Annotated in this window: 25 protein-coding genes; 15 read left to right on the top strand and 10 right to left on the bottom strand. The window is 72.1% G+C overall.

Annotation, left to right across the window (positions count from 1 at the left end):
• Window positions 1–45: 45 nt before the first annotated feature.
• Genes ACFWGZ_RS24010 through ACFWGZ_RS24000 form a run of 3 tightly spaced genes read right to left on the bottom strand, consistent with a single transcriptional unit; the run spans window position 46 to window position 2,300 of the window.
• Entirely contained in the window at window positions 46–564 is a 519-nt protein-coding gene (locus ACFWGZ_RS24010; protein WP_382453808.1) for a DinB family protein, read from the bottom strand.
• 9 nt (window positions 565–573) lie between these two features.
• Window positions 574–1,698, bottom strand: coding sequence for a hypothetical protein (locus tag ACFWGZ_RS24005; RefSeq protein ID WP_382453807.1), 1,125 nt, complete (start codon window positions 1,696–1,698; stop codon window positions 574–576).
• Window positions 1,698–2,300 (bottom strand): RNA polymerase sigma factor, encoded by a 603-nt coding sequence (locus ACFWGZ_RS24000; RefSeq protein ID WP_382453806.1) that lies wholly within the window; start codon window positions 2,298–2,300, stop codon window positions 1,698–1,700. The genes ACFWGZ_RS24005 and ACFWGZ_RS24000 overlap by 1 nt, the downstream gene beginning before the upstream one ends.
• A gap of 120 nt (window positions 2,301–2,420) precedes the next feature.
• Here ACFWGZ_RS24000 and ACFWGZ_RS23995 point away from each other — a divergent pair, with 120 nt between their 5' ends.
• Genes ACFWGZ_RS23995 through ACFWGZ_RS23975 form a run of 5 tightly spaced genes read left to right on the top strand, consistent with a single transcriptional unit; the run spans window position 2,421 to window position 5,668 of the window.
• Window positions 2,421–2,570 carry a hypothetical protein gene (locus ACFWGZ_RS23995; RefSeq protein WP_382453805.1) on the top strand — a complete coding sequence of 50 codons (150 nt, stop codon included), beginning with the start codon at window positions 2,421–2,423 and terminating at the stop codon, window positions 2,568–2,570.
• A gap of 47 nt (window positions 2,571–2,617) precedes the next feature.
• Window positions 2,618–3,166 carry a peptide deformylase gene (gene def, locus ACFWGZ_RS23990; protein ID WP_382453804.1) on the top strand — a complete coding sequence of 183 codons (549 nt, stop codon included), beginning with the start codon at window positions 2,618–2,620 and terminating at the stop codon, window positions 3,164–3,166.
• 2 nt (window positions 3,167–3,168) lie between these two features.
• Window positions 3,169–4,095, top strand: a complete 927-nt coding sequence (gene fmt, locus ACFWGZ_RS23985) for a methionyl-tRNA formyltransferase (RefSeq protein WP_382453803.1) — start codon at window positions 3,169–3,171, stop codon at window positions 4,093–4,095.
• Complete coding sequence (locus ACFWGZ_RS23980) at window positions 4,092–4,235, top strand: hypothetical protein (RefSeq protein ID WP_382453802.1); 144 nt, start codon at window positions 4,092–4,094, stop codon at window positions 4,233–4,235. The genes fmt and ACFWGZ_RS23980 overlap by 4 nt, the downstream gene beginning before the upstream one ends.
• Window positions 4,232–5,668, top strand: a complete 1,437-nt coding sequence (locus ACFWGZ_RS23975; protein WP_382453801.1) for an RsmB/NOP family class I SAM-dependent RNA methyltransferase — start codon at window positions 4,232–4,234, stop codon at window positions 5,666–5,668. The genes ACFWGZ_RS23980 and ACFWGZ_RS23975 overlap by 4 nt, the downstream gene beginning before the upstream one ends.
• A gap of 646 nt (window positions 5,669–6,314) precedes the next feature.
• Here the strand turns inward: ACFWGZ_RS23975 and ACFWGZ_RS23970 are convergent.
• The gene (locus ACFWGZ_RS23970) at window positions 6,315–7,310 is read right to left on the bottom strand and encodes a YncE family protein (RefSeq protein WP_382453800.1); all 996 of its coding nucleotides are present in this window, start codon (window positions 7,308–7,310) and stop codon (window positions 6,315–6,317) included.
• An 88-nt stretch (window positions 7,311–7,398) separates the two neighbouring features.
• Here ACFWGZ_RS23970 and ACFWGZ_RS23965 point away from each other — a divergent pair, with 88 nt between their 5' ends.
• Genes ACFWGZ_RS23965 through ACFWGZ_RS23935 form a run of 7 tightly spaced genes read left to right on the top strand, consistent with a single transcriptional unit; the run spans window position 7,399 to window position 12,396 of the window.
• Entirely contained in the window at window positions 7,399–7,899 is a 501-nt protein-coding gene (locus tag ACFWGZ_RS23965) for a flavoprotein (RefSeq protein ID WP_382453799.1), read from the top strand.
• 26 nt (window positions 7,900–7,925) lie between these two features.
• Complete coding sequence (gene rpe, locus ACFWGZ_RS23960) at window positions 7,926–8,591, top strand: ribulose-phosphate 3-epimerase (protein ID WP_382453810.1); 666 nt, start codon at window positions 7,926–7,928, stop codon at window positions 8,589–8,591.
• Between the two features lie 14 nt (window positions 8,592–8,605).
• Complete coding sequence (ribD, locus tag ACFWGZ_RS23955; protein ID WP_382453809.1) at window positions 8,606–9,589, top strand: bifunctional diaminohydroxyphosphoribosylaminopyrimidine deaminase/5-amino-6-(5-phosphoribosylamino)uracil reductase RibD; 984 nt, start codon at window positions 8,606–8,608, stop codon at window positions 9,587–9,589.
• 8 nt (window positions 9,590–9,597) lie between these two features.
• Window positions 9,598–10,218 (top strand): riboflavin synthase, encoded by a 621-nt coding sequence (locus ACFWGZ_RS23950; RefSeq protein ID WP_382453798.1) that lies wholly within the window; start codon window positions 9,598–9,600, stop codon window positions 10,216–10,218.
• Window positions 10,215–11,477 (top strand): bifunctional 3,4-dihydroxy-2-butanone-4-phosphate synthase/GTP cyclohydrolase II, encoded by a 1,263-nt coding sequence (locus tag ACFWGZ_RS23945; protein ID WP_382411841.1) that lies wholly within the window; start codon window positions 10,215–10,217, stop codon window positions 11,475–11,477. Before ACFWGZ_RS23950 ends, ACFWGZ_RS23945 begins: the two co-directional genes overlap by 4 nt.
• Window positions 11,474–11,971, top strand: coding sequence for a 6,7-dimethyl-8-ribityllumazine synthase (ribH, locus tag ACFWGZ_RS23940; protein ID WP_382453797.1), 498 nt, complete (start codon window positions 11,474–11,476; stop codon window positions 11,969–11,971). Before ACFWGZ_RS23945 ends, ribH begins: the two co-directional genes overlap by 4 nt.
• Window positions 11,968–12,396, top strand: a complete 429-nt coding sequence (locus tag ACFWGZ_RS23935; RefSeq protein ID WP_382453796.1) for a PH domain-containing protein — start codon at window positions 11,968–11,970, stop codon at window positions 12,394–12,396. Before ribH ends, ACFWGZ_RS23935 begins: the two co-directional genes overlap by 4 nt.
• Window positions 12,397–12,402: 6 nt before the next feature.
• Here the strand turns inward: ACFWGZ_RS23935 and ACFWGZ_RS23930 are convergent, their stop codons facing one another.
• From ACFWGZ_RS23930 to ACFWGZ_RS23910, 5 genes are all read right to left on the bottom strand, one after another.
• Window positions 12,403–12,828 carry a DUF1761 domain-containing protein gene (locus ACFWGZ_RS23930; RefSeq protein WP_382453795.1) on the bottom strand — a complete coding sequence of 142 codons (426 nt, stop codon included), beginning with the start codon at window positions 12,826–12,828 and terminating at the stop codon, window positions 12,403–12,405.
• Window positions 12,829–13,064: 236 nt separating this feature from the next.
• Complete coding sequence (gene acnA / locus ACFWGZ_RS23925; protein ID WP_382453794.1) at window positions 13,065–15,875, bottom strand: aconitate hydratase AcnA; 2,811 nt, start codon at window positions 15,873–15,875, stop codon at window positions 13,065–13,067.
• A 223-nt stretch (window positions 15,876–16,098) separates the two neighbouring features.
• The gene (locus ACFWGZ_RS23920) at window positions 16,099–16,533 is read right to left on the bottom strand and encodes a hypothetical protein (protein WP_382453793.1); all 435 of its coding nucleotides are present in this window, start codon (window positions 16,531–16,533) and stop codon (window positions 16,099–16,101) included.
• A 13-nt stretch (window positions 16,534–16,546) separates the two neighbouring features.
• On the bottom strand, window positions 16,547–16,918 hold the full coding sequence (locus ACFWGZ_RS23915) for a roadblock/LC7 domain-containing protein (RefSeq protein WP_382453792.1): 372 nt from the start codon (window positions 16,916–16,918) through the stop codon (window positions 16,547–16,549).
• Entirely contained in the window at window positions 16,915–17,664 is a 750-nt protein-coding gene (locus ACFWGZ_RS23910) for a hypothetical protein (RefSeq protein ID WP_382453791.1), read from the bottom strand. Before ACFWGZ_RS23910 ends, ACFWGZ_RS23915 begins: the two co-directional genes overlap by 4 nt.
• 330 nt (window positions 17,665–17,994) lie before the next feature.
• Between ACFWGZ_RS23910 and ACFWGZ_RS23905 the strand changes: the two genes are divergently transcribed.
• From ACFWGZ_RS23905 to ACFWGZ_RS23895, 3 genes are read left to right on the top strand one after another with little or no spacing between them, the layout of a single operon-like run.
• Window positions 17,995–18,705, top strand: coding sequence for an ATP-binding cassette domain-containing protein (locus ACFWGZ_RS23905; RefSeq protein ID WP_382453790.1), 711 nt, complete (start codon window positions 17,995–17,997; stop codon window positions 18,703–18,705).
• On the top strand, window positions 18,702–19,334 hold the full coding sequence (locus ACFWGZ_RS23900; RefSeq protein WP_382453789.1) for a hypothetical protein: 633 nt from the start codon (window positions 18,702–18,704) through the stop codon (window positions 19,332–19,334). Before ACFWGZ_RS23905 ends, ACFWGZ_RS23900 begins: the two co-directional genes overlap by 4 nt.
• Entirely contained in the window at window positions 19,334–22,054 is a 2,721-nt protein-coding gene (locus ACFWGZ_RS23895; RefSeq protein ID WP_382453788.1) for an ATP-binding protein, read from the top strand. The genes ACFWGZ_RS23900 and ACFWGZ_RS23895 overlap by 1 nt, the downstream gene beginning before the upstream one ends.
• Here ACFWGZ_RS23895 and ACFWGZ_RS23890 read toward each other — a convergent pair.
• Window positions 21,974–23,275, bottom strand: coding sequence for an FAD-dependent monooxygenase (locus ACFWGZ_RS23890; RefSeq protein ID WP_382453787.1), 1,302 nt, complete (start codon window positions 23,273–23,275; stop codon window positions 21,974–21,976). The two genes, ACFWGZ_RS23895 and ACFWGZ_RS23890, sit on opposite strands and share 81 nt — an antisense overlap.
• Between the last annotated feature and the right edge of the window lie 55 nt (window positions 23,276–23,330).

Here is a 23,330-nt window from a genome sequence, read left to right as displayed (position 1 = left end):
GCGGACTTCCGCACCCCAGCCGTCCTGCGTGGATGCGTGGGTGCGCTATCGGTTCGTGCGGCCGTCGATGCGTTCGCGGAGGAGGTCGGCATGGCCGTTGTGCTGCGCGTACTCCTCGATCAGGTGGAGGTAGAGCCAGCGCACCGACATCTCGCCGGCCCGTTCGTGCGCGAAGGTGTCGTCGAGCTCGCGGGTGGACGCCGCCGCTCGGGCCTCGGCCATCTCCGCGACGAGGTCGGCGTACTCGCTCTCGGCGCGTGCCGGGTCGAGGTCCAGGAACGCGTGGTCCGGCCGGTCCGGCCGGCGGTGGCGGGTCTCGACGTCCTGGCCCGCCAGGCGGATCCGGAACCACATGCGTTCGACGTCGGCCAGGTGCCGGATCAGGCCCAGCAGGGTGAGAGCGGACGGCTCGGCGGACGCCGTGGCCAGTTGTTCACCCGTGAGGCCCGCGCAGTTGTGCAGGAACGTGGCTCGATGGCGGTCGAGCCACGCCTCCAGCATCGGGCGTTCCGCGCCCAGCGGGGATTCCTCGGTCACGACTACGTCAGGTGCGGTCCACGTCATGGGTCATGACTAGCTGATGCCGCCGTCGTAGACGACCTGATTACCGGCGTCGCGGGCCACCAGCCGCAGCCGCGCGGGCGAGATCATCTCGCCCCCGGTGAGGGGCAGCCTGGCGATGAAGAAACCGTCCGCGACGTCCGCCGCCACCGGCGGGCCGCCGCTGTCGGACACCTCGGCGGTGGTCGCGGCCGGCGTGGTGCGCGCGATCATGACGAACTCGGACCCCGCCTGGCGGCCGCCGAGGACCTGTGCGGCGTTCGGATCGGCGGGAGCCGTGCGGATCGTCGACAGGGCGTTGACGCGGCGTTCCGAGACGGCGCAGGAGGCCCACTCGCCGTGGCCGCGGTGGGCGACCAGCACGGCGTCGCGCCGGTCGAGACCGGACTCGAGCAGCGGTTCCCAGTACCGGAGGTCCTCGGCCTTCGCGTTCTCGGTCATGAACGCGCTGTCGACGCACCGGGCGAGGACGTTGACCGGTGCCCACGGGTCGGGATCGCCGCTTTCGAAGCTGTCGACCTCGCCACCGGCCGGCCAGCGCATGGTCCGCGGGACAGTGACGGGACGGTCGTCGAACACCAGCTCGTCGGACGTGACGGTCAGCGGGTTGTGGACGACGAAGAAGTCGCGGGTGACGACGGCTTCGGACTGCCCGCGGCCGTGCGCGGGGTTCGCCACCCGCACCTGCACCGCCGTCGTGCCCTCCGGCGGCACGCCGACGATGACGTTGGCCGACCGGTAGGTGATCGAACCCGCCTCCAGCTCCACCGGCTGGGGGACCCGCGACGAGAAACCGGCACGGGTCAGGGTGAGCTCGCAGACACGGCCGTCGTCGCCCACCAGCACCTTGCGCGGTCCGAAGACGACCATCCCGGACGAGGACCAGGCCTGGTCCCCGAGGGCTGCGCGGCAGCGGTCGAGGTCGCGGATCGTCGGCGCGACGACCCGGTCCCGGCCGGGGTCGACGTCGTGGCCGAGCGACCGCGTGACGGCCACGCCGCCCGCGACCAGCAGCGCGACCCCGGCGGCCACGGCCAGCGGTGCGTGCCGGCGGCGCGGGGCCTCGGCGAAGTCCGGGCGCATGCGTTCCCGGACGTCCTCGGGAAGGGCGCGGCGGGGTGGCAGGTCGACGGTCATCACTGCACCTCCAGGGAGTCGTCGGCGAGCGCCTTGCGCAGGCGGGTGCGGGCGCGGGAGATGCGGGAGCGCACGCTGACCTCGGCCACGCCCAGCGCCTCGGCGGCCTCCGCGACGGACAGCTCGCCGAGCAGCACCAGCTCCACGGCCTCGCGTTCGGCGCGGGGGAGCCGTTCGACGGCCCGCAGCACCTGCCGGAGCTTCGTCTCGTGGTCCACCGACGAGGCGACCTCGTCGGCGTGGTCGCGCTGCACGTCGTTCCTCGGGACGCGCCGCAGCAGCCGGGACAACCGCGCCTTGCGGCGGAACTCGGATCGCGCCAGGTTGCCCGCGACGGTGAACAGCCACGGCAGCGCGCTGTCCCGCACGAGCGTCATCTCCGCACGGCGGCGCCACGCCGTCAGGAACGTCGCCGACGTCAGGTCCTCGGCCGTCGACCACGACGCCGTCAGCCGGTAGGCGTGGTTCCACACCGCCTCGGCGTAGCGGTCGTACAGCTCACCGAACGCGTGCTCGTCGCCTCGTGCCCACAGTTCGGCGTCCGGCGGGGCGTCGTCGGGCACGGCGGCCGCCCCCTGCCGGCTCGGTCGCATCAGCCTCATGACCAGGAGGTGTCCACCTCCCGGCCGAGTGTTGCACCCGATCTTCCTCCCTCGGGCCGATGCCGGGTCCATACCACCAGCTGATGTGTGCTGACCTGCTCGAACGGCACAGTTGACCCCATGACGACGACCACTGTTCACCACACCACGGCAGCCCACGTCGACTTCTCCGCGATGCTGCGCCCCGTGCTGACGGCCCTGCGGTTCACCGGCCACTTCGCCGCGGCGCTGCTGGGCGTGATCCTCCTCGGCAGCGCGTCCGAGCACTGACCGCGCTCCTCGTAGACTGGCCTCCAGTCCACCACGAGGAGCACTGCGTGACCGTCCAACCCATCCGCCTGTTCGGCGACCCGGTGCTGCGCACCCCCGCCGTCGAGGTCGTCGACTTCGACAAGGAACTGCGCACCCTGGTCAAGGACCTGTGGGACTCGATGCAGAACGCGGCCGGCGCCGGCCTCGCCGCGCCTCAGCTCGGCGTGGGACTGCGCGTGTTCACCTACCACTGCGACGGCTTCGCGGGACACCTCGTGAACCCCACGTGGGAGGTTGTCGGCGAGGAGATGCAGGACGGCCCTGAGGGCTGCCTCTCGATCCCCGGCATGCAATGGGACTGCAAGCGCCACCTGCACGTGGTGGCCAAGGGCTGGAACATGCACGGCGAGCCGATCGAGGTCGAGGGCACCGAGACCCTGGCGCGCTGCATCCAGCACGAGACCGACCACCTCGACGGGGTGCTGTTCCTCGACCGCCTCGACGCCGAGACGCGCAAGCAGGCGATGAAGGAGATCCGGCGCGCCGACTGGTTCGACGGTACGGTTCCCGCCTTGAAGCAAAGCCCGCACCCACTCTTCGGCAGGTCCAGCTGACCATGCGTCTCGTGTTCGCAGGCACGCCCGAGGTCGCCCTCCCCTCGCTGCGCGCCCTCATCGACTCCCCGCGCCACGACGTCGTCGCCGTGGTCACCCGCCCCGACGCCCCTTCCGGCCGCGGCCGCCGGCTCGAGCGCTCTCCGGTGGCCGCGCTCGCCGACGAGCACGGCATCGAGGTCCTGACGCCCGCGAAGGCGGGCGAGCCGGAGTTCCTGGACCGCCTGCGCGCGCTGGAACCCGACCTCTGCCCGGTCGTCGCCTACGGCAACCTCCTGCCCCAGCGGACGCTCGACGTCCCGAAGCACGGCTGGGTCAACCTCCACTTCTCGGTGCTGCCCGCCTGGCGCGGCGCCGCACCCGTGCAGGCCGCCGTGCGCAACGGCGACGACATCACCGGCGCGTCGACCTTCCGCATCGTCAAGGAGCTCGACGCGGGCCCGGTTTTCGGCGTCGTGACCGAGAAGGTGCGCGACCGCGACACCTCCGGCGACCTGCTCACCCGCCTCTCGATCTCCGGCGCCGACCTCCTGCTGTCCACTGTGGACGGCATCGCGGACGGCACGCTGCGTGCCGTCGAGCAGCCCTCCGACGGCGTCACCTACGCCGCCAAGATCAGCGTCGAGGACGCGCGCCTCGACTTCACGACGCCCGCGGTCGCCGTGGATCGCCTGGCCCGTGCCGTGACGCCCGAACCCGGAGCCTGGGCGGAGTTCCGCGGCGAGCGCCTCAAGCTCGGCCCCGTCACCCCCGTGCCCGACGTGACGCTGCCCGCGGGCGAGGTGCTCGTCGAACGCAAGCGCGTGCTCGTCGGCACCGCGACCACGGCCGTGGCGCTCGGCGAGGTGCAGGCGCAGGGCAAGAAGCGGATGGCCGCCACCGACTGGGCCCGCGGCGTCCGCATCGAGGCGGGGGAGCGCGTCGTATGAGGCACTCCATCACCAGGGCGCACGGCATCGCCGCGCACCGCGCCGGCACCGGAACCGGCAGGTCGCCGGCCGGCATCGACTGGGCGCGCGTTGTCCGCGCCGTGGCAGGGGAGCTCGAAGTAGTGGAGTACAGCGCATGACCAACTACTCGCGAGGCGCCTCCAAGCCGTCCGGGCCGCGCAGGCCGCACCCGCCGCGCCGGCGCACGGGCCCGGCCCGCCCGCCCGTCGAGGACCCGGCGCGGCTCGCCGCGCTGGAGACGTTGCGTGCCGTGCGGCAGCGCGACGCCTACGCCAACCTCGTGCTGCCGCAGATGCTCCGCGACCGCCGCATCACCGGCCGCGACGCCGCCCTCGCCACCGAGCTCACCTACGGCGCGGCACGGGCACAGGGTCTGCTCGACGCCGTCATCGAGGCGTGCTCGGACCGCCCGCTGTCCGAAGTGGACGGCTCGGCGCTCGACGCGTTGCGGCTGGGCGCGTACCAGTTGCTGCGCACGCGGATCCCGTCGCACGCGGCGGTCGCCTCGACCGTCGACCTCGTGCGGGCCGAGCTCGGGTCCGGCGTCGCGGGCTTCGTCAACGCCGTCCTGCGCCGGGTCGCCGAGCAGGACGAGGCCGCGTGGGTCGACGAACTCGCACCCGACCCGGACACCGACCCCGTCGGCAACGTCGCCTTCGCTCACGCCCACCCGCGCTGGATCGCGCAGGCGTTCGCGGAGGCCCTGGGCAGCCGCGACGAGCCGCTGAAGCTCGCCCTGGAAGCGGACGACGCCCGGCCGGCCGTGCACCTGGTGGCCCGCCCCGGCGAGGTGAGCTCCGACGAGCTCGCCGCCATCACCGGCGGCGACGTGGCGCCCTACTCGCCCTACGGCGTGCACCTGGAAGCAGGGGCGGGCGACCCGGGCGATCTCGAGCCCGTCCGGGAACGCCTCGCCAACGTGCAGGACGAGGGCAGCCAGCTGTGTGCGTTGGCGCTCACGCGCGCGCCCATCGAGGGCACCGACGACCGCTGGCTGGACCTCTGCGCCGGTCCTGGCGGGAAAGCCGCACTGCTGGCCGCACTGGTCGGCCTCGAAGGCGGCGAGCTCATCGCCGTCGAGAAGGCACCCCACCGCGCCGAGCTCGTGCGCAAGATCACCTCAGGCCTGCCGGTGACCGTGCACGAGGCCGACGGCCGCGAGACCGACTTCGTCGAAGGGGCGTTCGACCGCGTGCTCGTCGACGCGCCCTGCACCGGTCTCGGTGCACTGCGCAGGCGCCCGGAGGCGCGGTGGAGGCGCCGGCCCGCCGACGTCGGCACGCTCACGAAGCTGCAGCGGGAGCTGCTCACCGAGGCGTTGCGACTCGTGCGTCCTGGCGGCGTCGTGGGTTATGTCGTGTGCTCACCTCATCTCTCCGAGACGGTCGGGGTCGTGACGGACGTCGCCCGGCGGACCGGGGCCGAGGTGCTGGACACGCGCGAGCTCTTCCCCGGAGTTCCGGACCTCGGGGACGGGCCGCACGTGCAGCTCTGGCCGCACCTGCACGGAACCGACGCGATGTTCTGCGCGGTGCTGCGGCGTCCTGTCTGAGCGCTCGGGAACGACGTTAGCGACGGGGTCCGACACTGCCGGGCCCCGTCGGCGTGTGGAGGGGCGAACCGGGATCGAGGTTCACCGGTTCGGGTGACGATGCTCGCGGGCGGGCGCGGCGGCGGGAGAACGGCGCGACGGTATGAGAAGAGCGCGGCACCGCACCGGCGCGCGGCGGTAGGAGAACGGCGCGCTGGCTGGAGAACGGCGCGGTAGTAGGGGAAGAGCGCGGCACCGACCGGCGCGCGGCGGCTGAAGAACGGCGCGCTGGCGGGCGAACGGTGCGCTGGCGGGAGAAGAGCGCGGCACCGCGACGGCTGGAGAAGTGCGCGTCGGCAGGAGAACGGCGCAGCGGCGGCACAAGTACTCGGCGGCCAGAACGGATCGCGGGGCGCGAGCGCAGGCGACGTGCGCGCTGGTCGAGGAAGTTCACCCGAGCCGGCTGCGAGCGCAAAGCCTGCCCAGGGCGAGCAGGGCCGGGGCGGAGACGGTTGCCCCGAGGTCGGGCGCACTGACCACAGGTTCGCCGGACCCGTGGCGAAGTCCGGGCAGCAGAGCGTCCGATGTGGACGTCCGGAACCCCCGGCCGCAGAGCGGGAACGAGGACCGGGCGGGCCGCGCAGCGCAGCCCGCCCGGCCGGTCACATCAGGAGCTCAGCACGTGCAGCTCCGCCGGCTGGCCGAAGCGGTTGCCCACCGCGTACAGCCAGCGGCCGCCGGGCCCCCACGCCAGGCTCGCCTGGTGCAGGTACGGCGCCTCGTAGGAACGGGACTCGTCGAGCGAGCCCTCCGGGTAGACGCGGACCGAGGTGTCGCTGTTGACGCCCGCGGCCAGGGCGCCCGTGTCCTGCGACACCGACACCGCCACCGGGTACGGGCCGGTGTTGTAGCTGCCCCGCACGGCCAGCGTGTCGCTCGTGTACGACTGGATCTGGTACGGCGCGCCGCCCGCGACGTGCACCTGGGTGCCGTCCTTGGAGAACTCGACGTCGGCCAGGTTGCTGCCCGCGTCGCGGACCCCCTGGAGCACCAGGCCGTCGCCCTCCTCGCGCAGCACCCGCAGCTCGGACGGGGACAGGCCCGGCTGGCCCGTCGCCAGCAGGCCGGGCCTGGCCGGGGACGTCGCGAGCTGGTGCGGGCTGTAGTGGCCGGTCGCGAGGCCCGTGCGGGCGCCCGTGCCGTCGAGGCCCACCCGGCCGATGCCGCCGCCCCAGGTGGTGCAGCCGTAGCTGAAGTACAGGCGGGTGCCGGTGACGGCCAGGTCCGACGGGCACACCTCGCCGACCGGGTAGCGCGTCCGCTCGGTCAGCGTCAGCGTGTCCACCGCGGCGATCGCGCCGAACTGGGACAGGGCGACGAAGACCGTACGGCCGTCGGGGCTCAGCGCCAGACCCGTGGCGCCGGGCAGGTTCGACAGCTTCGCGACCGCGTTGCCGGACAGGTCCGTGACCGCCACGGCGTTGTCCAGCTTGCTGCTCACGAACACGTGGCCGAGCGTCGGGTCGACCGCGATGTCCGAGAAGGACTTCACCGACAGCGCCACGGTGCGCTGCGGCGGTTCGGCCAGGGCGGGCAACGCGGTGGCCGTCAGCAGGGCGGCCGTCATCGCGGTGGCGGTGAGCCACCGGCTTCGGTTGTGCATCTTGCTCCCCTCAGTGCGCGGGCGGGAACCCGCGGCGGGGGACGTTATCGGCGAGGTCCGACAATCCGGACCGCCTACCATCGCAGCGGTGACGACGCGCGGGTTGCTCGGACTGGTCGCCTCCGGCTGCGGAGGTGTGGAGACGTGGTTCCGCACCGGACTGGCGGAGCCGGCGGTGCAACGGGGGTGGCAGTTGGCCATCATGCTGACGCCGGCCGTGGTGCCGTGGTTCGAGGAGGCGGACGAACTCGACGCGCTGCAGGCGCTCAGCGACTTCCCGATCCGCTGGGAGCCGCGGATGCCGAGCCAGCCCAAGCCCCACCCGATGCCCGACGCGTTCGTCTTCGCCCCCGCGAGCTCCAACTCCGTGGCCAAGCTGGCGCTCGGCATCGGCGACAACCAGGCGCTGAGCGCGCTGAACGAGGCCATCGGCGTCGAGAGCTGCAAGGTCGTCGTCATGCCCCAGGCCAACGCCGACAAGCGCCGTCACCCGATGTGGGAGACGCACGTCACGACGCTCACCGGAGCGGGTGTCGCCGTGGTCACCGACGTGGCTCCCGGCAGGCTGCTCGACCTGCTGGACACCTAGACTCCACCCTCGTGGCCCACACGCCGATGATCGCCCCCAGCATCCTGTCCGCCGACTTCGCGCGCCTCGCCGACGAGCTCGCGTCGGTGCCCACGTCGGACTGGATCCACGTCGACGTCATGGACAACCACTTCGTGCCGAACCTGACGCTCGGCCTGCCCGTGGTGAAGTCGCTGCTGAAGGTCACCGACATCCCGATCGACTGCCACCTCATGATCGAGGACCCCGACCGCTGGGCGATCGGGTACGCCGAGGCGGGCGCGCACAACGTGACGGTGCACGTCGAGGCGGCGAACGACCCGGTCGCGCTGGCGAAGAACCTGAAGGCCGCGGGCAGCAGGGCGGGCCTGAGCATCAAGCCGGGCACCCCGCTCGAGCCCTACGTCGAGGTCCTCAAGCACTACGACACGCTGCTCGTCATGTCGGTCGAGCCCGGCTTCGGCGGCCAAAGCTTCATGGCCGACACCCTGGACAAGGTCCGCCAGGCCCGCCACCTGGTCGACACCGGGCACCTCACGCTGCTCGTGGAGATCGACGGCGGCATCAACGCCGACACGATCGAGCAGGCCGCGCAGGCCGGTGTGGACTGCTTCGTCGCGGGGTCGGCCGTGTACGACGCCGCCGACCCCGGCAAGGCCGTCGAGGCACTGCGCGCGCAGGCCGCTCGCGCCCGGGCGACCGGAACCCCGTGACCCCCGAGGACGCGATGGTCCTCGCCATCGCGGAGAGCGAGCGGGTCCGGGGCACCACGAGCCCCAACCCGCCGGTCGGGTGCGTCGTCCTGGACGAAGGCGGCCAGGCGGTCGGCTTCGGCGCCACGCAACCGGTCGGCGGGCCCCACGCCGAGGTCATGGCGCTCAAGGAGGCCGGTGCGAAAGCACGCGGCGGCACGGCCGTGGTCACCCTCGAGCCGTGCGCGCACCACGGCCGCACACCGCCGTGCACCGAAGCGCTCAAGGACGCCGGCATCAGGCACGTCGTCCACGCCGTCAGCGACCCGAACCCGCGCGCGGCGGGCGGAGCGAAGGTTCTCGCCGATTCCGGCATCACGGTCGAGAGCGGCCTGCTAGAACGGGAAGTCAGCAGGGGACCCCTCCGGGCGTGGCTGCACTACGCGCACACGGGGCGTCCTCACGTCACGTGGAAGTACGCGGCGTCGCTCGACGGGCGGACCGCGGCGCAGGACGGCACCAGCCGGTGGATCAGCTCGGAGACCTCCCGCGAGGAGGTGCACGACATACGCGCGAAGCTGGACGCCGTCATCGTGGGCAGTGGCACCGTCCGGGAGGACGACCCCGCGCTCACGGCGAGGGACGCCGGCGGAATTCCGCTGGCCCGCCAGCCGTTGCCCGTGGTCGTGGGCATGAGCGACCTCCCGGCCGGGGCCAAGCTCCGGCACACGGCGCTGCACCTGCGCACGCGCGTCCCGGACGAGGTCCTGGACGCGCTCGCCGCGCGGGGCGTGGTCGACGTGCTGCTGGAGGGCGGTCCCACGCTGGCCGGCGCGTTCATCCGCGCGGGCAGGGTGGACCGCGTGCTCGCCTACATCGCGCCGGCGCTGCTCGGGGACGGTCCCGCGGCGGTGCTCGGAGCGGGCGTGTCAACCATCACGGACGCTGTCCGGTTGACCGTCGAAGACGTCACGATGAGCGGGCCGGACGTGCGGATCAGCGCGGTTCCGCGAACTTAGGAGGAGCGGTGTTCACCGGGATCGTCGAGGAACTCGGCCACGTGGTTGCGACGGAGGACCTGCCCGACGCGGCACGGGTCCGCATCGCCGGGCCGATCGTGACCAGCGACGCCAAGCACGGCGACTCCATCGCGGTGAACGGCGTCTGCCTCACCGTGGTGGAGGTCGAGAACGGCACCTTCACCGCCGACGTGATGCGCGAGACCCTCGTGCGCAGCAGCCTCGCGAAGATCGCCGAGGGCGACCGGGTCAACCTGGAGCGCGCGGCCGCGGTCGGCCAGCGCCTGGGCGGCCACGTCGTGCAGGGCCACGTCGACGGCACCGGCACGGTCCTCGCGCGGGAGAAGGCCGAGCACTGGGAGGTGGTCCACATCGGACTGCCGCCCGCGCTGTCCCGCTACGTCGTCGAGAAGGGCTCCATCACGGTCGACGGGGTCTCGCTGACGGTCGTGTCCGTCTCCGAGGACCAGTTCACCGTGAGCCTGATCCCGACGACCCTGGAACTCACCACGCTCGGCCACCGCGCGCCGGGCGCCGTGGTGAACCTGGAGGTCGACGTGCTGGCGAAGTACGTCGAACGACTGGCGATTCCGCACCTGCGGGCCATCGCGGGCGAGGAGGCCCAGTGAGCACGGAGTACGCCGAGATCGAGCGCGCGATCAAGGACATCGCCGCCGGACGGCCCGTGGTCGTGGTCGACGACGAGGACCGCGAGAACGAGGGCGACCTGATCTTCGCCGCCGAGAAGGCGACGCCGGAGCTGCTCGCGTTCATGGTCCGCTACACGTCCGGGTACGTGTGCGTGGCGCTGACGGACTCCGACTGCGACCGCCTCGACCTGCCGCCGATGTACCACACGAACCAGGACCAGCGCGGCACCGCGTACACGGTCACCGTGGACGCGCGGGAGGGCATCAGCACCGGCATCTCGGCCGCCGACCGGGCGCGCACGATCCGGTTGCTGGCCGACCCGACCGCGAAGGCCACCGACTTCAACCGGCCCGGCCACGTGGTGCCGCTGCGCGCCAGGGACGGCGGCGTGCTGCGCCGCCCCGGCCACACCGAGGCCTCCGTCGACCTCGCGCGCCTCGCGGGCCTGTCGCCCGCCGGCGTGCTCTGCGAGATCGTGTCGCAGAAGGTCGAGGAGGACATGGCCCGCCGCGAGGAGCTGGAGGTGTTCGCGGCCGACCACGACCTCGCGCTGATCACGATCGCCGACCTCATCGCCTACCGCCGCCGCGTCGAGACCCAGGTCGAACGGGTCGCGGAGGCGCGGATCCCCACGGCGCACGGCGTGTTCACGGCCGTGGGCTACGACAGCCTCCTCGACGGCATCGAGCACGTCGCGCTCGTGTACGGCGAGATCGGCGACGGCGAGGACGTGCTCGTGCGCGTGCACTCCGAGTGCCTCACCGGTGACGTCTTCGGCTCGCTGCGCTGCGACTGCGGCCCGCAGCTCGACGCGGCGCTGGAGGCCGTCGCGGCGCAGGGCCGCGGCGTCGTGCTCTACATGCGCGGGCACGAGGGCCGCGGCATCGGCCTGATGCACAAGCTGCAGGCCTACCAGCTGCAGGACCAGGGCGCGGACACCGTGGACGCGAACCTCGTGCAGGGCCTGCCCGCCGACGCCCGCGACTACGGCACGGGCGCGCAGATCCTCGTCGAGCTCGGCATCAAGTCGATGCGCCTGCTGACGAACAACCCGGCCAAGCGGGTCGGGTTGGAGGCCGGATACGGTCTGCGCGTGCTCGACCGGGTGCCGCTGCCGATCTCCCCGAACCCGGAGAACCTGCGGTACCTGCGCACCAAGCGCGACCGGATGGGCCACGAGCTGCACCAGCTGGAGCAGTACGAGGCCGTTGTTTCCGCTACGGAGGACCAGGAATGAGCGGCGAGGGCCGTCCAGAGCAGACGAAGCTCGACGGCAGGGGCCTGAGCGTCGCGATCGCGGCGACGCGCTGGCACACGAAGATCACCGACCAGCTCGTCGAGCGCGCCCTGCAGGCCGCCGAGGACGCGGGCTGCGCCGACACGACCGTCGTGCGCGTCGCGGGCGCCATCGAGCTGCCCGTCGTGGTGCAGGAGCTCGCGCGCCACCACGACGCCGTGGTCGCGCTGGGCGTGGTCATCCGCGGCGGCACGCCGCACTTCGAGTACGTCTGCGACTCGGTGACCGACGGGCTCACGCGCGTCGCGCTCGACGAGTCGACGCCGGTCGGCAACGGCGTGCTGACGACGAACACCGAGGAGCAGGCCCTGGCGCGCGCCGGCCTGCCGGACTCGGTGGAGGACAAGGGGTACGAGGCGACCGTGGCCGCGATCGACACCGCACTGGTGCTGCGCGGCCTGCGTCAGCCGTGGACCGAGCGGGGTTTCGAGTGACGAGCGTGGTGTTCCGCCCGAAGAAGATCCGCCGCGTCGCGTGGGCGTGCGCGATCGGCCTGGTGGCGGTGTTCACGGTGGTGGGCGTGCTGCTGGGCGACACCCCGACCGGAGTGATCTTCCGGACCTCCGACCAGGTGGCGATGATCGTCCTGGGCTTCCTGCTCGCGGGCGGTGTGCTGCTGCTGACCCGTCCGCGCGTCACGGCCGACGCCCGGGGCGTGGACGTGCGCAACGTCGTGACGTCGCACCACTACGACTGGAAGGACGTGCTCTCGGTCAGCTTCCCCGACGGCGCCGCGTGGGCCCGTCTGGAGCTGCCGGAGGACGAGTACGTCTCCGTCATGGCCGTGCAGGCCGTCGACCGCGAGTACGCCGTGTCGTCCGTGCGCGCGTTGCGCGAACTGCACAAAGCCGCGCACTAGGTCCGGCTAGTTCCACTGGCCGAGGATCGCTCCCGCGAGCGTGAGGCCGACGACGTGGTAGCCCGCCCCGATGGCCGCGAAGGTCAGCGGGGCGGGCTTCGTCATGTCGTAGGACCCCGTCACGAACCGGACCGGCAGCGCGATGCCGACGCCGACGACGAGCCCGAGCAGGATGCCCTCCATGATGGTGTCTGTGGCCGAGGCGGCACCGATCATCGCGGTGACGAACGTGAGCACGAAACACGTGGTCAGCGGCACGACGAAGACGACGGGGCTCGTCTTCTCGGGCTTGTTGAGGTCCCACCCGGACGCCCGCTGGTAGGCCCTGCCGAAGGCGTACTCCGCGTACCACACCGTTCCCAGTGCGAAGTAGGCGATCGCGGCCACGACCACGGCTGACCAGTTCAGGTCGCCGAGCACGCTCAAACTCATCAGGCTCTCCCGCGGTGATCAGGGTTACTTGGCATCGCGGGGGGACAGTTGGCTGTTACCGGTGGGTCGGGTTTCGGCATCAGGGCGACGAATGGACCGCTCGTCCCCCGGAGAACGAGCGGTCCGCGCCGTCATGTCACTTCGGCGGTGGCGGGACGGTGCTGGCCGGAGTTGTCCGACCGTGACGGAAGGCCCGCCCGGAACGTGTCCGGACGGGCCTTCGAACGCACGGCTGACTAGCTGCGGACCATCTTGCGCAGCACGTACTGCATGATGCCGCCGTTGCGGTAGTAGTCGGCCTCACCGGGCGTGTCGATGCGGACGACCGCGTCGAACTCGACCTTCGCGCCGTCGGCCTTCGTGGCGGTCACGTGCACCGTCGACGGCGTGGTGCCGTCGTTCAGCGCCGTGAGGCCGGTGAAGTCGAACGTCTCGGTGCCGTCCAGGCCCAGCGACGCGGCGTTCTCGCCGGCCGGGAACTGCAGCGGCACGACGCCCATGCCGATCAGGTTCGAGCGGTGGATGCGCTCGTAGGACTCGGCGATGACGGCGCGGACGCCGAGCAGCGAGGTGCCCTTGGCGGCCCAGTCGCGGGACGAGCCGGAGCCGTACTCCTTGCCCGCCAGCACGACCAGCGGGACGCCGGCCTCCGCGTAGGCGACCGACGCGTCGTAGATCGTCGTCTGCGGCGCGTCGTCGGCCAGGAAGTTGCGGGTGAAGCCGCCCTGGACGTCGTCGAGCAGCAGGTTGCGCAGGCGGATGTTCGCGAACGTGCCGCGGATCATCACCTCGTGGTTGCCGCGGCGGGAGCCGTAGGAGTTGAAGTCCTTGCGCTCCACGCCGTGCTCGGTCAGGTACTTGCCCGCGGGCGAGTCGGCCTTGATCGAACCGGCGGGGGAGATGTGGTCCGTGGTGACCGAGTCGCCCAGCAGCGCGAGGACGCGAGCGCCCGCGATGTCGGTGACCGGCTTCGGCTCCATCTCCATGCCCTCGAAGTACGGGGGCTTGCGCACGTAGGTGGACTCGCTGTCCCACTCGAACGTGTTGCCGGTCGGCGTGGGCAGCGACTGCCAGCGCTCGTCGCCGGAGAACACGTTCGTGTAGCCCTTGGTGAAGCCCTCCGCGGAGATCGAGGTCGAGATGACCTCGGCGATCTCGGCCGGCGACGGCCAGATCTCGGAGAGGTACACCGGCTTGCCCTCGGTGTCGGTGCCGAGCGGCTCGGTGGTGATGTCCTTGTCCATCGAACCGGCCAGCGCGTACGCCACGACGAGCGGCGGCGACGCGAGGTAGTTCATCTTGATGTCCGGGTTGATCCGGCCCTCGAAGTTGCGGTTGCCGGACAGCACCGACACGACCGCGAGGTCGCCGTCCTGCACGCCCGCCGAGATCTCCTCCTGCAGCGGGCCCGAGTTGCCGATGCAGGTGGTGCAGCCGTAGCCGACCAGGTGGAAGCCGAGCTTCTCCAGGTACGGCATGAGGCCGGCGCGCTCGTAGTAGTCCATGACGACCTTCGAGCCCGGCGCCAGGGTCGTCTTGACCCACGGCTTGCGCTCGAGGCCGCGCTCGACGGCCTTCTTCGCGAGCAGGGCCGCGCCGAGCATCACGGACGGGTTCGAGGTGTTGGTGCACGACGTGATCGCGGCGATCGCCACGGCGCCGTGGTCCAGCTCGAACTCGTTGCCGTCGACGGTGACCTTGACCGGGTTCGACACGCGGCCCTCGGCACCCTCGGCCGCGGTCTGCACGCGCGGCGCGCCCTTGCCGTTCTCGCCCTCGTGCACGGCGATCGGGTCGGAGGCGGGGAACGTCTCGTCGATGGCCTCGTCCACGTCGGACTTGTCGTCCTCGACGTGCGCGACGTAGTCCTTCAGCGCGCCGCGGAACGCGCCCTTGGCGCTGGTCAGCTCGATGCGGTCCTGCGGGCGCTTCGGGCCCGCGATGGACGGGACGACCGTCGCGAGGTCCAGCTCCAGCGTCTCGGAGTAGACGGCCTCGCGCGACGGGTCGTGCCAGAGGCCCTGCTCCTTGGCGTAGGCCTCGACGAGCGCGATCTGCTCCTCGGACCGGCCGGTCAGGCGCAGGTAGTCGATGGTCTCGCCGTCGATCGGGAAGATGCCGACCGTGGAGCCGAACTCCGGCGACATGTTGCCGATGGTGGCGCGGTTCGCGAGCGGCACGGCGCCGACGCCCTCGCCGTAGAACTCGACGAACTTGCCGACGACGCCCTGCTTGCGCAGCATCTCGGTGATCGTGAGCACGAGGTCGGTGGCGGTGGCGCCGGGGGGCAGCTCACCGGAGAGCTTGAAGCCCACGACCCGCGGGATCAGCATGGAGACCGGCTGGCCGAGCATCGCGGCCTCGGCCTCGATGCCGCCGACGCCCCAGCCCAGCACGCCGATGCCGTTGACCATCGTGGTGTGCGAGTCGGTGCCGACGAGGGTGTCCGGGTAGGCCTGGCCGCCCCGGACCATGACGACGCGGGCCAGGTGCTCGATGTTGACCTGGTGCACGATGCCGGTGCCGGGCGGGACGACCTTGAACTCGTCGAACGCGGTCTGGCCCCAGCGCAGGAACTGGTAGCGCTCGCGGTTGCGCTCGTACTCGAGGTCGACGTTCAGCTCAAACGCGTCCGGGCGGCCGAAGATGTCGGCGATGACCGAGTGGTCGATCACGAGCTCGGCGGGTGCGAGCGGGTTCACCTTCTCGGCGTCGCCGCCGAGCTGCGTGACGGCCTCGCGCATGGTGGCGAGGTCGACGACGCACGGGACACCGGTGAAGTCCTGCATCACGACGCGGGCAGGCGTGAACTGGATCTCGGTGTCGGGCTCGGCGGTGGGGTCCCAGGCGGCGAGAGCGCGCACGTGGTCGGCGGTGATGTTCGCGCCGTCCTCGGTCCGCAGCAGGTTCTCCAGCAGGATCTTCAGGCTGAACGGAAGACGCTCGGCGCCCTCCACGGCGCTCAGCCGGAACACCTCGTACGAGGCGTCGCCGACGTTGAGCGTGCCGCGGGCGCCGAAGCTGTCCTTGCTAGCTGGTGCAGTCACGTGCAACTCCATCTGGTGACAGCGCAGTGGTCAGTTCGGGGTACGGGGAGAGTCTTCCTCACCAGGTCGACGGCTGCCCCTCGACCCCAAACAGTACGCTTGTCCTGTAATCGCGTTCAACCCAGGTTGCCCTAAGTCACGGCGATCACCCCCGGTGGAGCGGGAGGGGTAGCCCGGCAGGGGCCGGAGGAGGTGCCGGGCTACCCGCGGGAGGGCGGCGTGGCTACGCGCCGCCGTGGTCCCTGACGACCCGGCGGGCCGAGGCGAAGAGCATGCCGATGTTGACCGACCTCGGGCAGACGACGACGGCCACGACGTCCTCGTCGGCGGTGCTGCGGATGAACAGGTGCGTGAGGTTGGTGCTGTTGACCAGCACCTCCTGGAAGTAGTGCTCGGTGCTCGAGATGCCGCGCCGCTCCTTGAAGATGTCCTCGATCATCGTGACCGTGCGGCCCTGGAACAGGTCGAGCGTCGCGCCGGCGAGCAGGTCGAGCACCTCCGACGGGTGGCTGTCGGTCGTCTCGAACGACAGCAGCATGCCGGTGGCCATGTCGACGACGCCGGTCGCGAGGCAGCCGGGGACCTCCTGGCGCAGGTGCCGGACCAGTGCGGCCATCTGGTCGGACATGGGTATGTCGCTCAGCTTGTGCATCGTCATTTCACACTTCTTCTCAGGCGGCGGTCAGAATGGAGTTGATGCGTTCGATGGCGGGTTGCGTCTCCTGGTGCAGACGCGTCACGTTGAGTCCTTCGTCGCCCAGTACGACCATCAACGCGAGTGCGCCGACCGCGTACACGGCCATGCAGCCGCCGCTGTTGTAGACGATCGATTGGCGGAATGCGCCCTGGCCCGCGACCTCACTGGTTCTGCGCGCTATTCCGAGATCGGCGGCGGCCAATGCGGAGATGATCTCCGTGTCGAGCCGGTCGGACGTGTCGGCGAGAATCAGCATTCCGTCGTTGGCGGCGAGCAGCGTGTCCGTGATGCCGGTGACTCGTTCGCGCAAACCGTGCAGCTCGGCGGCCAGCACGTCGTGGTTCACGGGTTCTCCCTCTCTGGAGGCTCTGGCGGAGGTGAGCGCCTCAGCGACCGGGGCAGCGGCACGTCGTCGGCGGGTTTCGGGGGCCGGCGCGGGCGCAGCGGCACGACGGGGCGCGAGGCCGGCACGACGACCGAGGTGCCGGGCACGACCGTCATCAGGCCGTCGGCCACCATCCGGCACGCCTCGACGGTGACCGGGTAGACGCTGCGGCCGGAGGCGAACGCGATGTCCCGCGCGGTGCGCCTGCCCGTGGCGTGGGTGAGGATCTCGGCCCGCAACGGGCTGAGAACCCGCAGCTGAGCGCCTCTGGCCGGGGCCAGGCGGTCGCGGTGGGGGCAGAGCGGGCGTTGCAGGGCGAGCAGCGAGCTGATCCGGCGCGAGGTCTCCCGCAGCAGGTGGACCGGGTCGATCGGGGCGCTCATCGCGACCGGGACGTCCTGCGCGTGCGGGGTGAACTCGCAGTCGTCGACGTCGCCCGCCGCGATCGTGAACGCGGCGTCCTGCGTGGCCATCATCGCGACGACGTGGAGCTCGGTCTCGCCGATGGTGCCGCGCGCCCCGGTGGTGAGCGCGGCGGTCCAGTCGGATTCCGTGATCCGCCCGGTGCGCAACAACAACGCGTCCGGTCCGGGCGATCCCGCGCTTTCCACGCAGATCACGCCGCCGTCGCGGAGGTGAATGTCCCCGCCGGGATTCCCGGGGATGTGGAAGGTGCCGGTGGCGTGTGCCGCGCCGCGTCCGGTCAACGCTCCCGCAAGCATGTCGAAGGAGAATTGAGTACCGCTTTTCAGGGGTGTCACCCGCATTCCGTCCGACTGGGCTGGGGAGGACCCATCCTGGTTGTCCGAGTGACGTTTTGTCGCCACCTTTCACTCGATCGTGTGAGAGTAGGCGGAGCTGTATCGATTGATGATGGATGTGGTGTGACGGAGAGTTTTGGAACAATTGAGGAAATGATTCCGGCGCGTCGGGAATCGGCGTTCCGCGAATTGGTGTCGTGACGGCGTGGGCACCCCTCCGCGCGGATGCTCGCCAAAGCGCGCGGGCGTGGTGCCGTGGGTGGCTATCTTGGCGTTGTGCTCCTTGACCAGGTTTCGAAGCGCTACGGACGTGGTCCGTGGGTGCTGCGCGACCTCACCCTCGAAGTCGCCGGCCTCACCGTGCTGACCGGTGCGAACGGCACCGGCAAGTCCACGCTGCTCAAGATCGCCGCCGGGGTCCTGCGGCCGACGTCGGGACGGGTCGTGCGGCCCGCCTCCGTCGGGTACGTGCCGGAACGGTTCCCCTCCGACGTGAACATGTCCGCCTCCGCCTACCTGGCGCACATGGGGCGGATTCGCCGTGCCGCGGGCGTGGACGTGCTGGAACGCCTGGGGTTCGTCGGATCGATGACCGCGCCGATGGCGGAGCTGTCCAAGGGCAACGCGCAGAAGGTCGCGCTGGCGCAGGCGTTCCTCGCCACCGACGTGCTGGTGCTCGACGAGCCGTGGACCGGGCTCGACCCGGCGGCCGCCGGCGAGCTGGTGTCGTTGCTGGAGGGGCGGACCGCGCTGGTGTCCGACCACGAGGGACACCTCGCCGGGGCGACGCGGGTGGACCTCGCGGGCGGGCACGTGACGATCGAGCTGAGCCGGGTGGTGGCGCTGGACGCGTTGGAGGCGCTGGAAGGGGTGCGGTCGGTGCTGGCGCGCGGGACCTCGGCGCGGGTGGTGGTGGCGCCGGAGCGCAGCGACCACGTGCTGGCCGAGGCGTTGCGGCTCGGGTGCTCGGTGCGGAGCGTGCGGTGATCGTCCTGATGCGGTACCTCGCGGCCGACGTCTTCCGCGGGCAGCGCTACCTGGCGCCCCTGCTGGTGTTCCTCGGTGTGCTGGGGATGCTGTTCTCCTCCGACGCCGGGCAGCCGCTGGAGGCGTATTCGGGGTCGGCGGCGCTGCTGTACCCCGTCACGGCCTGGATGGCGGTCGTGGTGGCGACGTCCGAGGACGCCGTGCGGCGCGAGATCACCGTGGTGTCGACGGGTGGCTGGCCGCGCGTGCTGACCGCCGCGGCGCTGGTCGCGGTCTCGATCGGACTGGCGATGGCCCTCGTGGCGGCGGTGTGGCCGGTGGTCACCAACCCGCACCCGTACACCGCGGGTGAGTTCTTTGTCGGACTCGGCGCGCATACTGTCTGTGCGTTGCTTGGTTCTGGTGTGGGACTGATGTTCGCGAGGCCGGTGTCCGACTCGATCGGGCGGACGGTGCTCGCGGTGTCCTCCGTCGTCGTGCTGACCTACCCGCTGGGGCGGGCGACCCCGCTCGGGTGGGTGCTGGACGCGTTGGGGCACAACACGGTGTCGTTGTCCGTGCTGTGGGCCGGCGTGTTCGGGGTCGTGCTCGTGACGGCCGCTGTCGCCGTGGGCGTGCGGCGGGCCTGATGCGCGTCAACGTTCTCGGACCGCTCCAGGTCGTGGCCGGCGGCGTCGTCGTCGAGGTGCGCGGGAAGCGGTTGCGGTGGTTGCTGATCCGCCTGGCGGTGGAGCCGGGGCGGGTGGTCGCCGCCGAGCGGCTGATCGCCGACCTGTGGCCGGACGAGCCGCCGGTGGACGGTGCCGCCGCGTTGCAGTCGCTCGTGTCGCGGCTGCGGCGCGTGGTGGGTGCCTCCGCGGTGTCGTCGCACGCCGCCGGCTACCGGCTGGAGGCGTCGACCGACGTCGAGGAGTTCACGCGCACCCGTGACGCGGCGTTGTGGCGCGGGGCCGCCTTCGAGGAGGCGCCGTTCGCGGTCGACGAGGCCGTGCGGCTGGCGTTGCTGCGCGACGACCTGGCCGGCCTGGAGGCGCTCGCCGCCGCGCACCCGTTGCGGGAGGACGTCCAGGCCCGGCTGATGCTGGCGCTGCACGCCGCGGGTCGCCGTTCGGACGCGCTGGCGGTGTTCGAGCGCGTCCGGTCGGACCTCGCCGACTCGCTGGGGGTGGACCCCGGTGAGTCGCTGGCGGCCGCCCACCTCGCGGTGCTGCGCGAGCGCGGGTCGCGGGGCACCCTGCCGGCACCCGTCGGCTCGTTCGTCGGACGTGAGCCGGACCTGGCGGCGCTGGCGGCGCTGTCGCGCGGCAACCGGCTGGTGACGCTGACCGGGTTCGGCGGCGTCGGCAAGACGCGGCTGGCACTGGTGCACGCGGCGACGGTGCCGCAGGCGTGGTTCGTCGAGCTCGACTCGGCGGCCGAGCCGCTGGCGGCCCTGGACGCGGCACTGGGCCCGAACCCGTTGGCCACACCGGTGTTCTCGCGGCTGGGCGCGTCGCTGGTGGTGCTCGACAACTGCGAGCACGTCGTCGACGCGGCGGCCGCCCTGTGCGTGCGGCTGCTGGCCGAGGCACCGGACGTGCGCGTGCTGGCGACGTCGCGCGAGCCGCTGGGCATCCCCGGCGAGGTCGTGCACCCCGTCGCGCCGCTGGACCTCGACCACGCGGTGCGGCTGTTCGCCGCGCGGGTCGGGTCGGCGTTCGACCCGGAGGCCGCGCGGCGGGTGTGTGCTGCCCTGGACGGGATCCCGCTCGCGGTGGAGCTGGCGGCGGCGCGGGCGCGGTCGCTGTCGGCGGCTCAGCTGGAGTCGCGGGTGGACAGTCGCCTGCGGTTGCTCGACCGCGGCGCGCGGACCGGCCCGGTGCGGCACCGGACGTTGCGCGCGGTGATCGACTGGAGCTGGGAGCTGCTCGGCGACGCCGAACGCCTGCTGCTGGCGCGGCTGGCGGTGTTCGTGGGCGGGGCGACGGCCGAGGCGGTGCACGCCGTGTGCGGCACCGGGCCGGACCTCTGGGACACCGAGGACCTGCTGGCCTCGCTCGTCGAGAAGTCGCTCGTCGTGCGGGCCGGTGAGCGGTACCGGTTGCTCGAGACGGTGCGCGAGTACGGCGCCGAGCAGGGACTGACCGACCCGGCCCGGCACGCCGCCCACTACGTGGACCTGGCCGAGCGGGCCGAGCCGTTGCTGCGCGGTCCGCGGCAGCTGGAGGCGCTCGGCTTCTTCGACGCCGACCGGGCCAACCTCGACGCCGCGCAGGCGTGGGCCGTCGCGCACGACCCGGAGGTCGCGCGGCGGATGATGGCCGCGCGCACCTGGCACTGGCTGGTGATGACCAAGCGGTTCGAGGAGATCCGGCGGTGGGCCGCCCTCACGCCCTCCGACCCGGTGTCGCGGGTCGTGTCCGCGCTCGGCACGCCCGCCGCCCTCGCCGCCGCGGAGCGGTTGTGGGACGAGGACCTGCCGACGGCGCTCTGCGCGTTGATGCTGACCAGCGGGCAGGTCTGGGGCGACACGGAGCTCGGGACCCGGCTCGAGGTGCTCGCCGGCCGGCTGGAGAGCTCGCCGGACGAGTGGATGCGGGCGTTCGCGGCGCTCGTGCGCGGGCTGGTGGCGGGCGAGTTCAGCGACGGGGCCGCGCCGCTGGCCGAAGCCGGGTACCGGGAGGCGCTGGAGCGGTTCCGGGCGGTCGGCGACCGGTGGGCCGTGGTGTTCGGGTTGTCGTGCCTGGTCATGGTGCTGGTCAACCGCGGCGCGTTCGCCGAGGCGTTCCAGGCCGTGTCCGAGGCGCGCCGGGTGGCCGCGGAGCTGGGGGAGCCGGAGACCGTGCTGGTGCCCATGTCGGTGCTGATGCAGGCGGCGCGCATCAAGATCCGGATCGGCGACCTCGCCGGCGCCCGTGCGGACCTGGAGCTGGTGCCGGTGGCGCGGGACGACCTCGACCGGGCGCGGTTCGCGCAGGCACGCGGCGAGATGGCGTACTTCGGCGGTGACTTCGAGCAGGCCGTGGCGCTGTACCGGGAGGCGCTCGACGCCGCGGAGGGCTCGCCCGCGCACCAGTTCCGCGCCACGGTCCACGCGAGCATCGGGCTCGCGCTGACCCGCCTCGGCGACCTCGGCGAGGCGGGGCGGCACCACGGGAAGGCGCTCGAGACCGTGCGCGCGAGCGCCGACGGGCCGGCCAGGGCGCTGGTGCTCGAGTGGTACGCGGACTGGGTGTTCGCCCAGGGCGACCCCCGCGGCGCGGGGGAGCTCCTGGACGAGGCCGAACGGCTACGCGGCAGCCCCAGCAGCGACCCGTCGGTGGTGCAGCTGCGTGACCGGGTGCGCGCCGAAGTAGGCGTCGATCGCTGAGCGGCCGATGGCCGCGACGTAGCCGTCCGGGCGGACCAGCACCGGGCCGCCGGCGAGGTCCAGCGTCACGAAGTCGGGGCCGCGCAGCAGGTCGAAGATCCGGCCGCCCGCGGTGGTCCCGTCGGGCATCCGGTCACCCGGCTGCAGGCCCTCGCCGTCGGCCGTCCGGTACGACAGCGAGAGCTGCAGCGTCTCGTCGCCGCGCTTCTCGAACGGGTGCCCGGACGTCATGATCCTGGTCGTCATGCCCAGCAGCCACTCGGCGACGGGCTTGCGCTCGGCCTCGTAGGTGTCGAGCAGCGTCTCCATGCCGAGCTTCCAGCCGAGGTTGTAGGCGTCCTGGATGCCGGTGTTCATGCCCTGCGCGCCGGCGGGGGAGTGCACGTGCGCGGCGTCGCCCGCGAGGAACACCCGGCCGACGCGGAACCGGTCGACCATGCGGACGTTCATGCGGTACAACGACATCCACGTCGCGTCGTGCACCACGACGTCGTCCAGGCCGGTGCGGTCGCGGACGATCTCCCGGTACAGCTCCAGCGACGGTTCGCCGTCGCCCGCCGCCTGGAACTGGAAGAGGTCCGTGCCGGGCAACGGGCACAGCGCGAGCCAGCTCTCCCTGCTCGCGCCCCACTGGTGCCAGTGGTCGCGGCCGAGGCCGGAGATCCGCAGGTCGCCGACGAGCATCCGCTGGTCCTCGTGGGTCTCTCCGACGAACGAGACGCCGAGCTCCTTGCGCACGAACGACTTCCCGCCGTCGCACCCGACGAGGTACTTCGCCCGCACGGTCTCGCCGCCGACGACCGCCGTGACGCCGGAGTCGTCCTGCGTGAACGACGTCAGCGGCTTCCCATACTCGACGGGCTGGGGGAACGCCCCGCGCAGGATCTGCTCGACCCGGAACTGGGGGATGAGCATGGTGCGCGCGTACGGGCGTTCGGCGGTGGGGTGGCGGCCCTCGTGCACGTCCCACTCGCGCACCACCTCACGCCCCTGGTAGGCGCGCATGGTCATGTCGAGCCGGCCGGACGCCAGCACCTCGTCGACGACGCCCAGGTCGTGGAAGACCTCCAGGCTGCGGGGCTGCAGGCCCTTGCCGCGCGACCCGGCGAACGGGGCGGGCGAGGCGTCGACGACGCGGAACGGGACGCCGCGGCGGTGCAGGTCGAGTGCGAGGGTGAGGCCGGTCGGGCCGGCGCCGATGATCAGTACCTGGATGTCCATGACCGAAGACTCGGCCCGGGAACTGCCACGGCCCTGTCACCGCGCTGTTGCGGGT

Source organism: Lentzea sp. NPDC060358, from assembly GCF_042725365.1.
GTDB lineage: Bacteria > Actinomycetota > Actinomycetes > Mycobacteriales > Pseudonocardiaceae > Lentzea.
This window is presented reverse-complemented; position numbering and strand designations above follow the sequence as displayed.

What these genes read in the sequence shown, in the direction of transcription:
- ACFWGZ_RS24010 (WP_382453808.1), bottom strand. Translation starts at nt 564, where the DNA reads ATGACGTGGACCGCACCTGACGTAGTCGTGACCGAGGAATCCCCGCTG.
- ACFWGZ_RS24005 (WP_382453807.1), bottom strand. Translation starts at nt 1,698, where the DNA reads ATGACCGTCGACCTGCCACCCCGCCGCGCCCTTCCCGAGGACGTCCGG.
- ACFWGZ_RS24000 (WP_382453806.1), bottom strand. Translation starts at nt 2,300, where the DNA reads ATGAGGCTGATGCGACCGAGCCGGCAGGGGGCGGCCGCCGTGCCCGAC.
- ACFWGZ_RS23995 (WP_382453805.1), top strand. Translation starts at nt 2,421, where the DNA reads ATGACGACGACCACTGTTCACCACACCACGGCAGCCCACGTCGACTTC.
- fmt (WP_382453803.1), top strand. Translation starts at nt 3,169, where the DNA reads ATGCGTCTCGTGTTCGCAGGCACGCCCGAGGTCGCCCTCCCCTCGCTG.
- ACFWGZ_RS23980 (WP_382453802.1), top strand. Translation starts at nt 4,092, where the DNA reads ATGAGGCACTCCATCACCAGGGCGCACGGCATCGCCGCGCACCGCGCC.
- ACFWGZ_RS23975 (WP_382453801.1), top strand. Translation starts at nt 4,232, where the DNA reads ATGACCAACTACTCGCGAGGCGCCTCCAAGCCGTCCGGGCCGCGCAGG.
- ACFWGZ_RS23970 (WP_382453800.1), bottom strand. Translation starts at nt 7,310, where the DNA reads ATGCACAACCGAAGCCGGTGGCTCACCGCCACCGCGATGACGGCCGCC.
- rpe (WP_382453810.1), top strand. Translation starts at nt 7,926, where the DNA reads ATGATCGCCCCCAGCATCCTGTCCGCCGACTTCGCGCGCCTCGCCGAC.
- ribD (WP_382453809.1), top strand. Translation starts at nt 8,606, where the DNA reads ATGGTCCTCGCCATCGCGGAGAGCGAGCGGGTCCGGGGCACCACGAGC.
- ribH (WP_382453797.1), top strand. Translation starts at nt 11,474, where the DNA reads ATGAGCGGCGAGGGCCGTCCAGAGCAGACGAAGCTCGACGGCAGGGGC.
- ACFWGZ_RS23930 (WP_382453795.1), bottom strand. Translation starts at nt 12,828, where the DNA reads ATGAGTTTGAGCGTGCTCGGCGACCTGAACTGGTCAGCCGTGGTCGTG.
- ACFWGZ_RS23920 (WP_382453793.1), bottom strand. Translation starts at nt 16,533, where the DNA reads ATGACGATGCACAAGCTGAGCGACATACCCATGTCCGACCAGATGGCC.
- ACFWGZ_RS23895 (WP_382453788.1), top strand. Translation starts at nt 19,334, where the DNA reads ATGCGCGTCAACGTTCTCGGACCGCTCCAGGTCGTGGCCGGCGGCGTC.
- ACFWGZ_RS23890 (WP_382453787.1), bottom strand. Translation starts at nt 23,275, where the DNA reads ATGGACATCCAGGTACTGATCATCGGCGCCGGCCCGACCGGCCTCACC.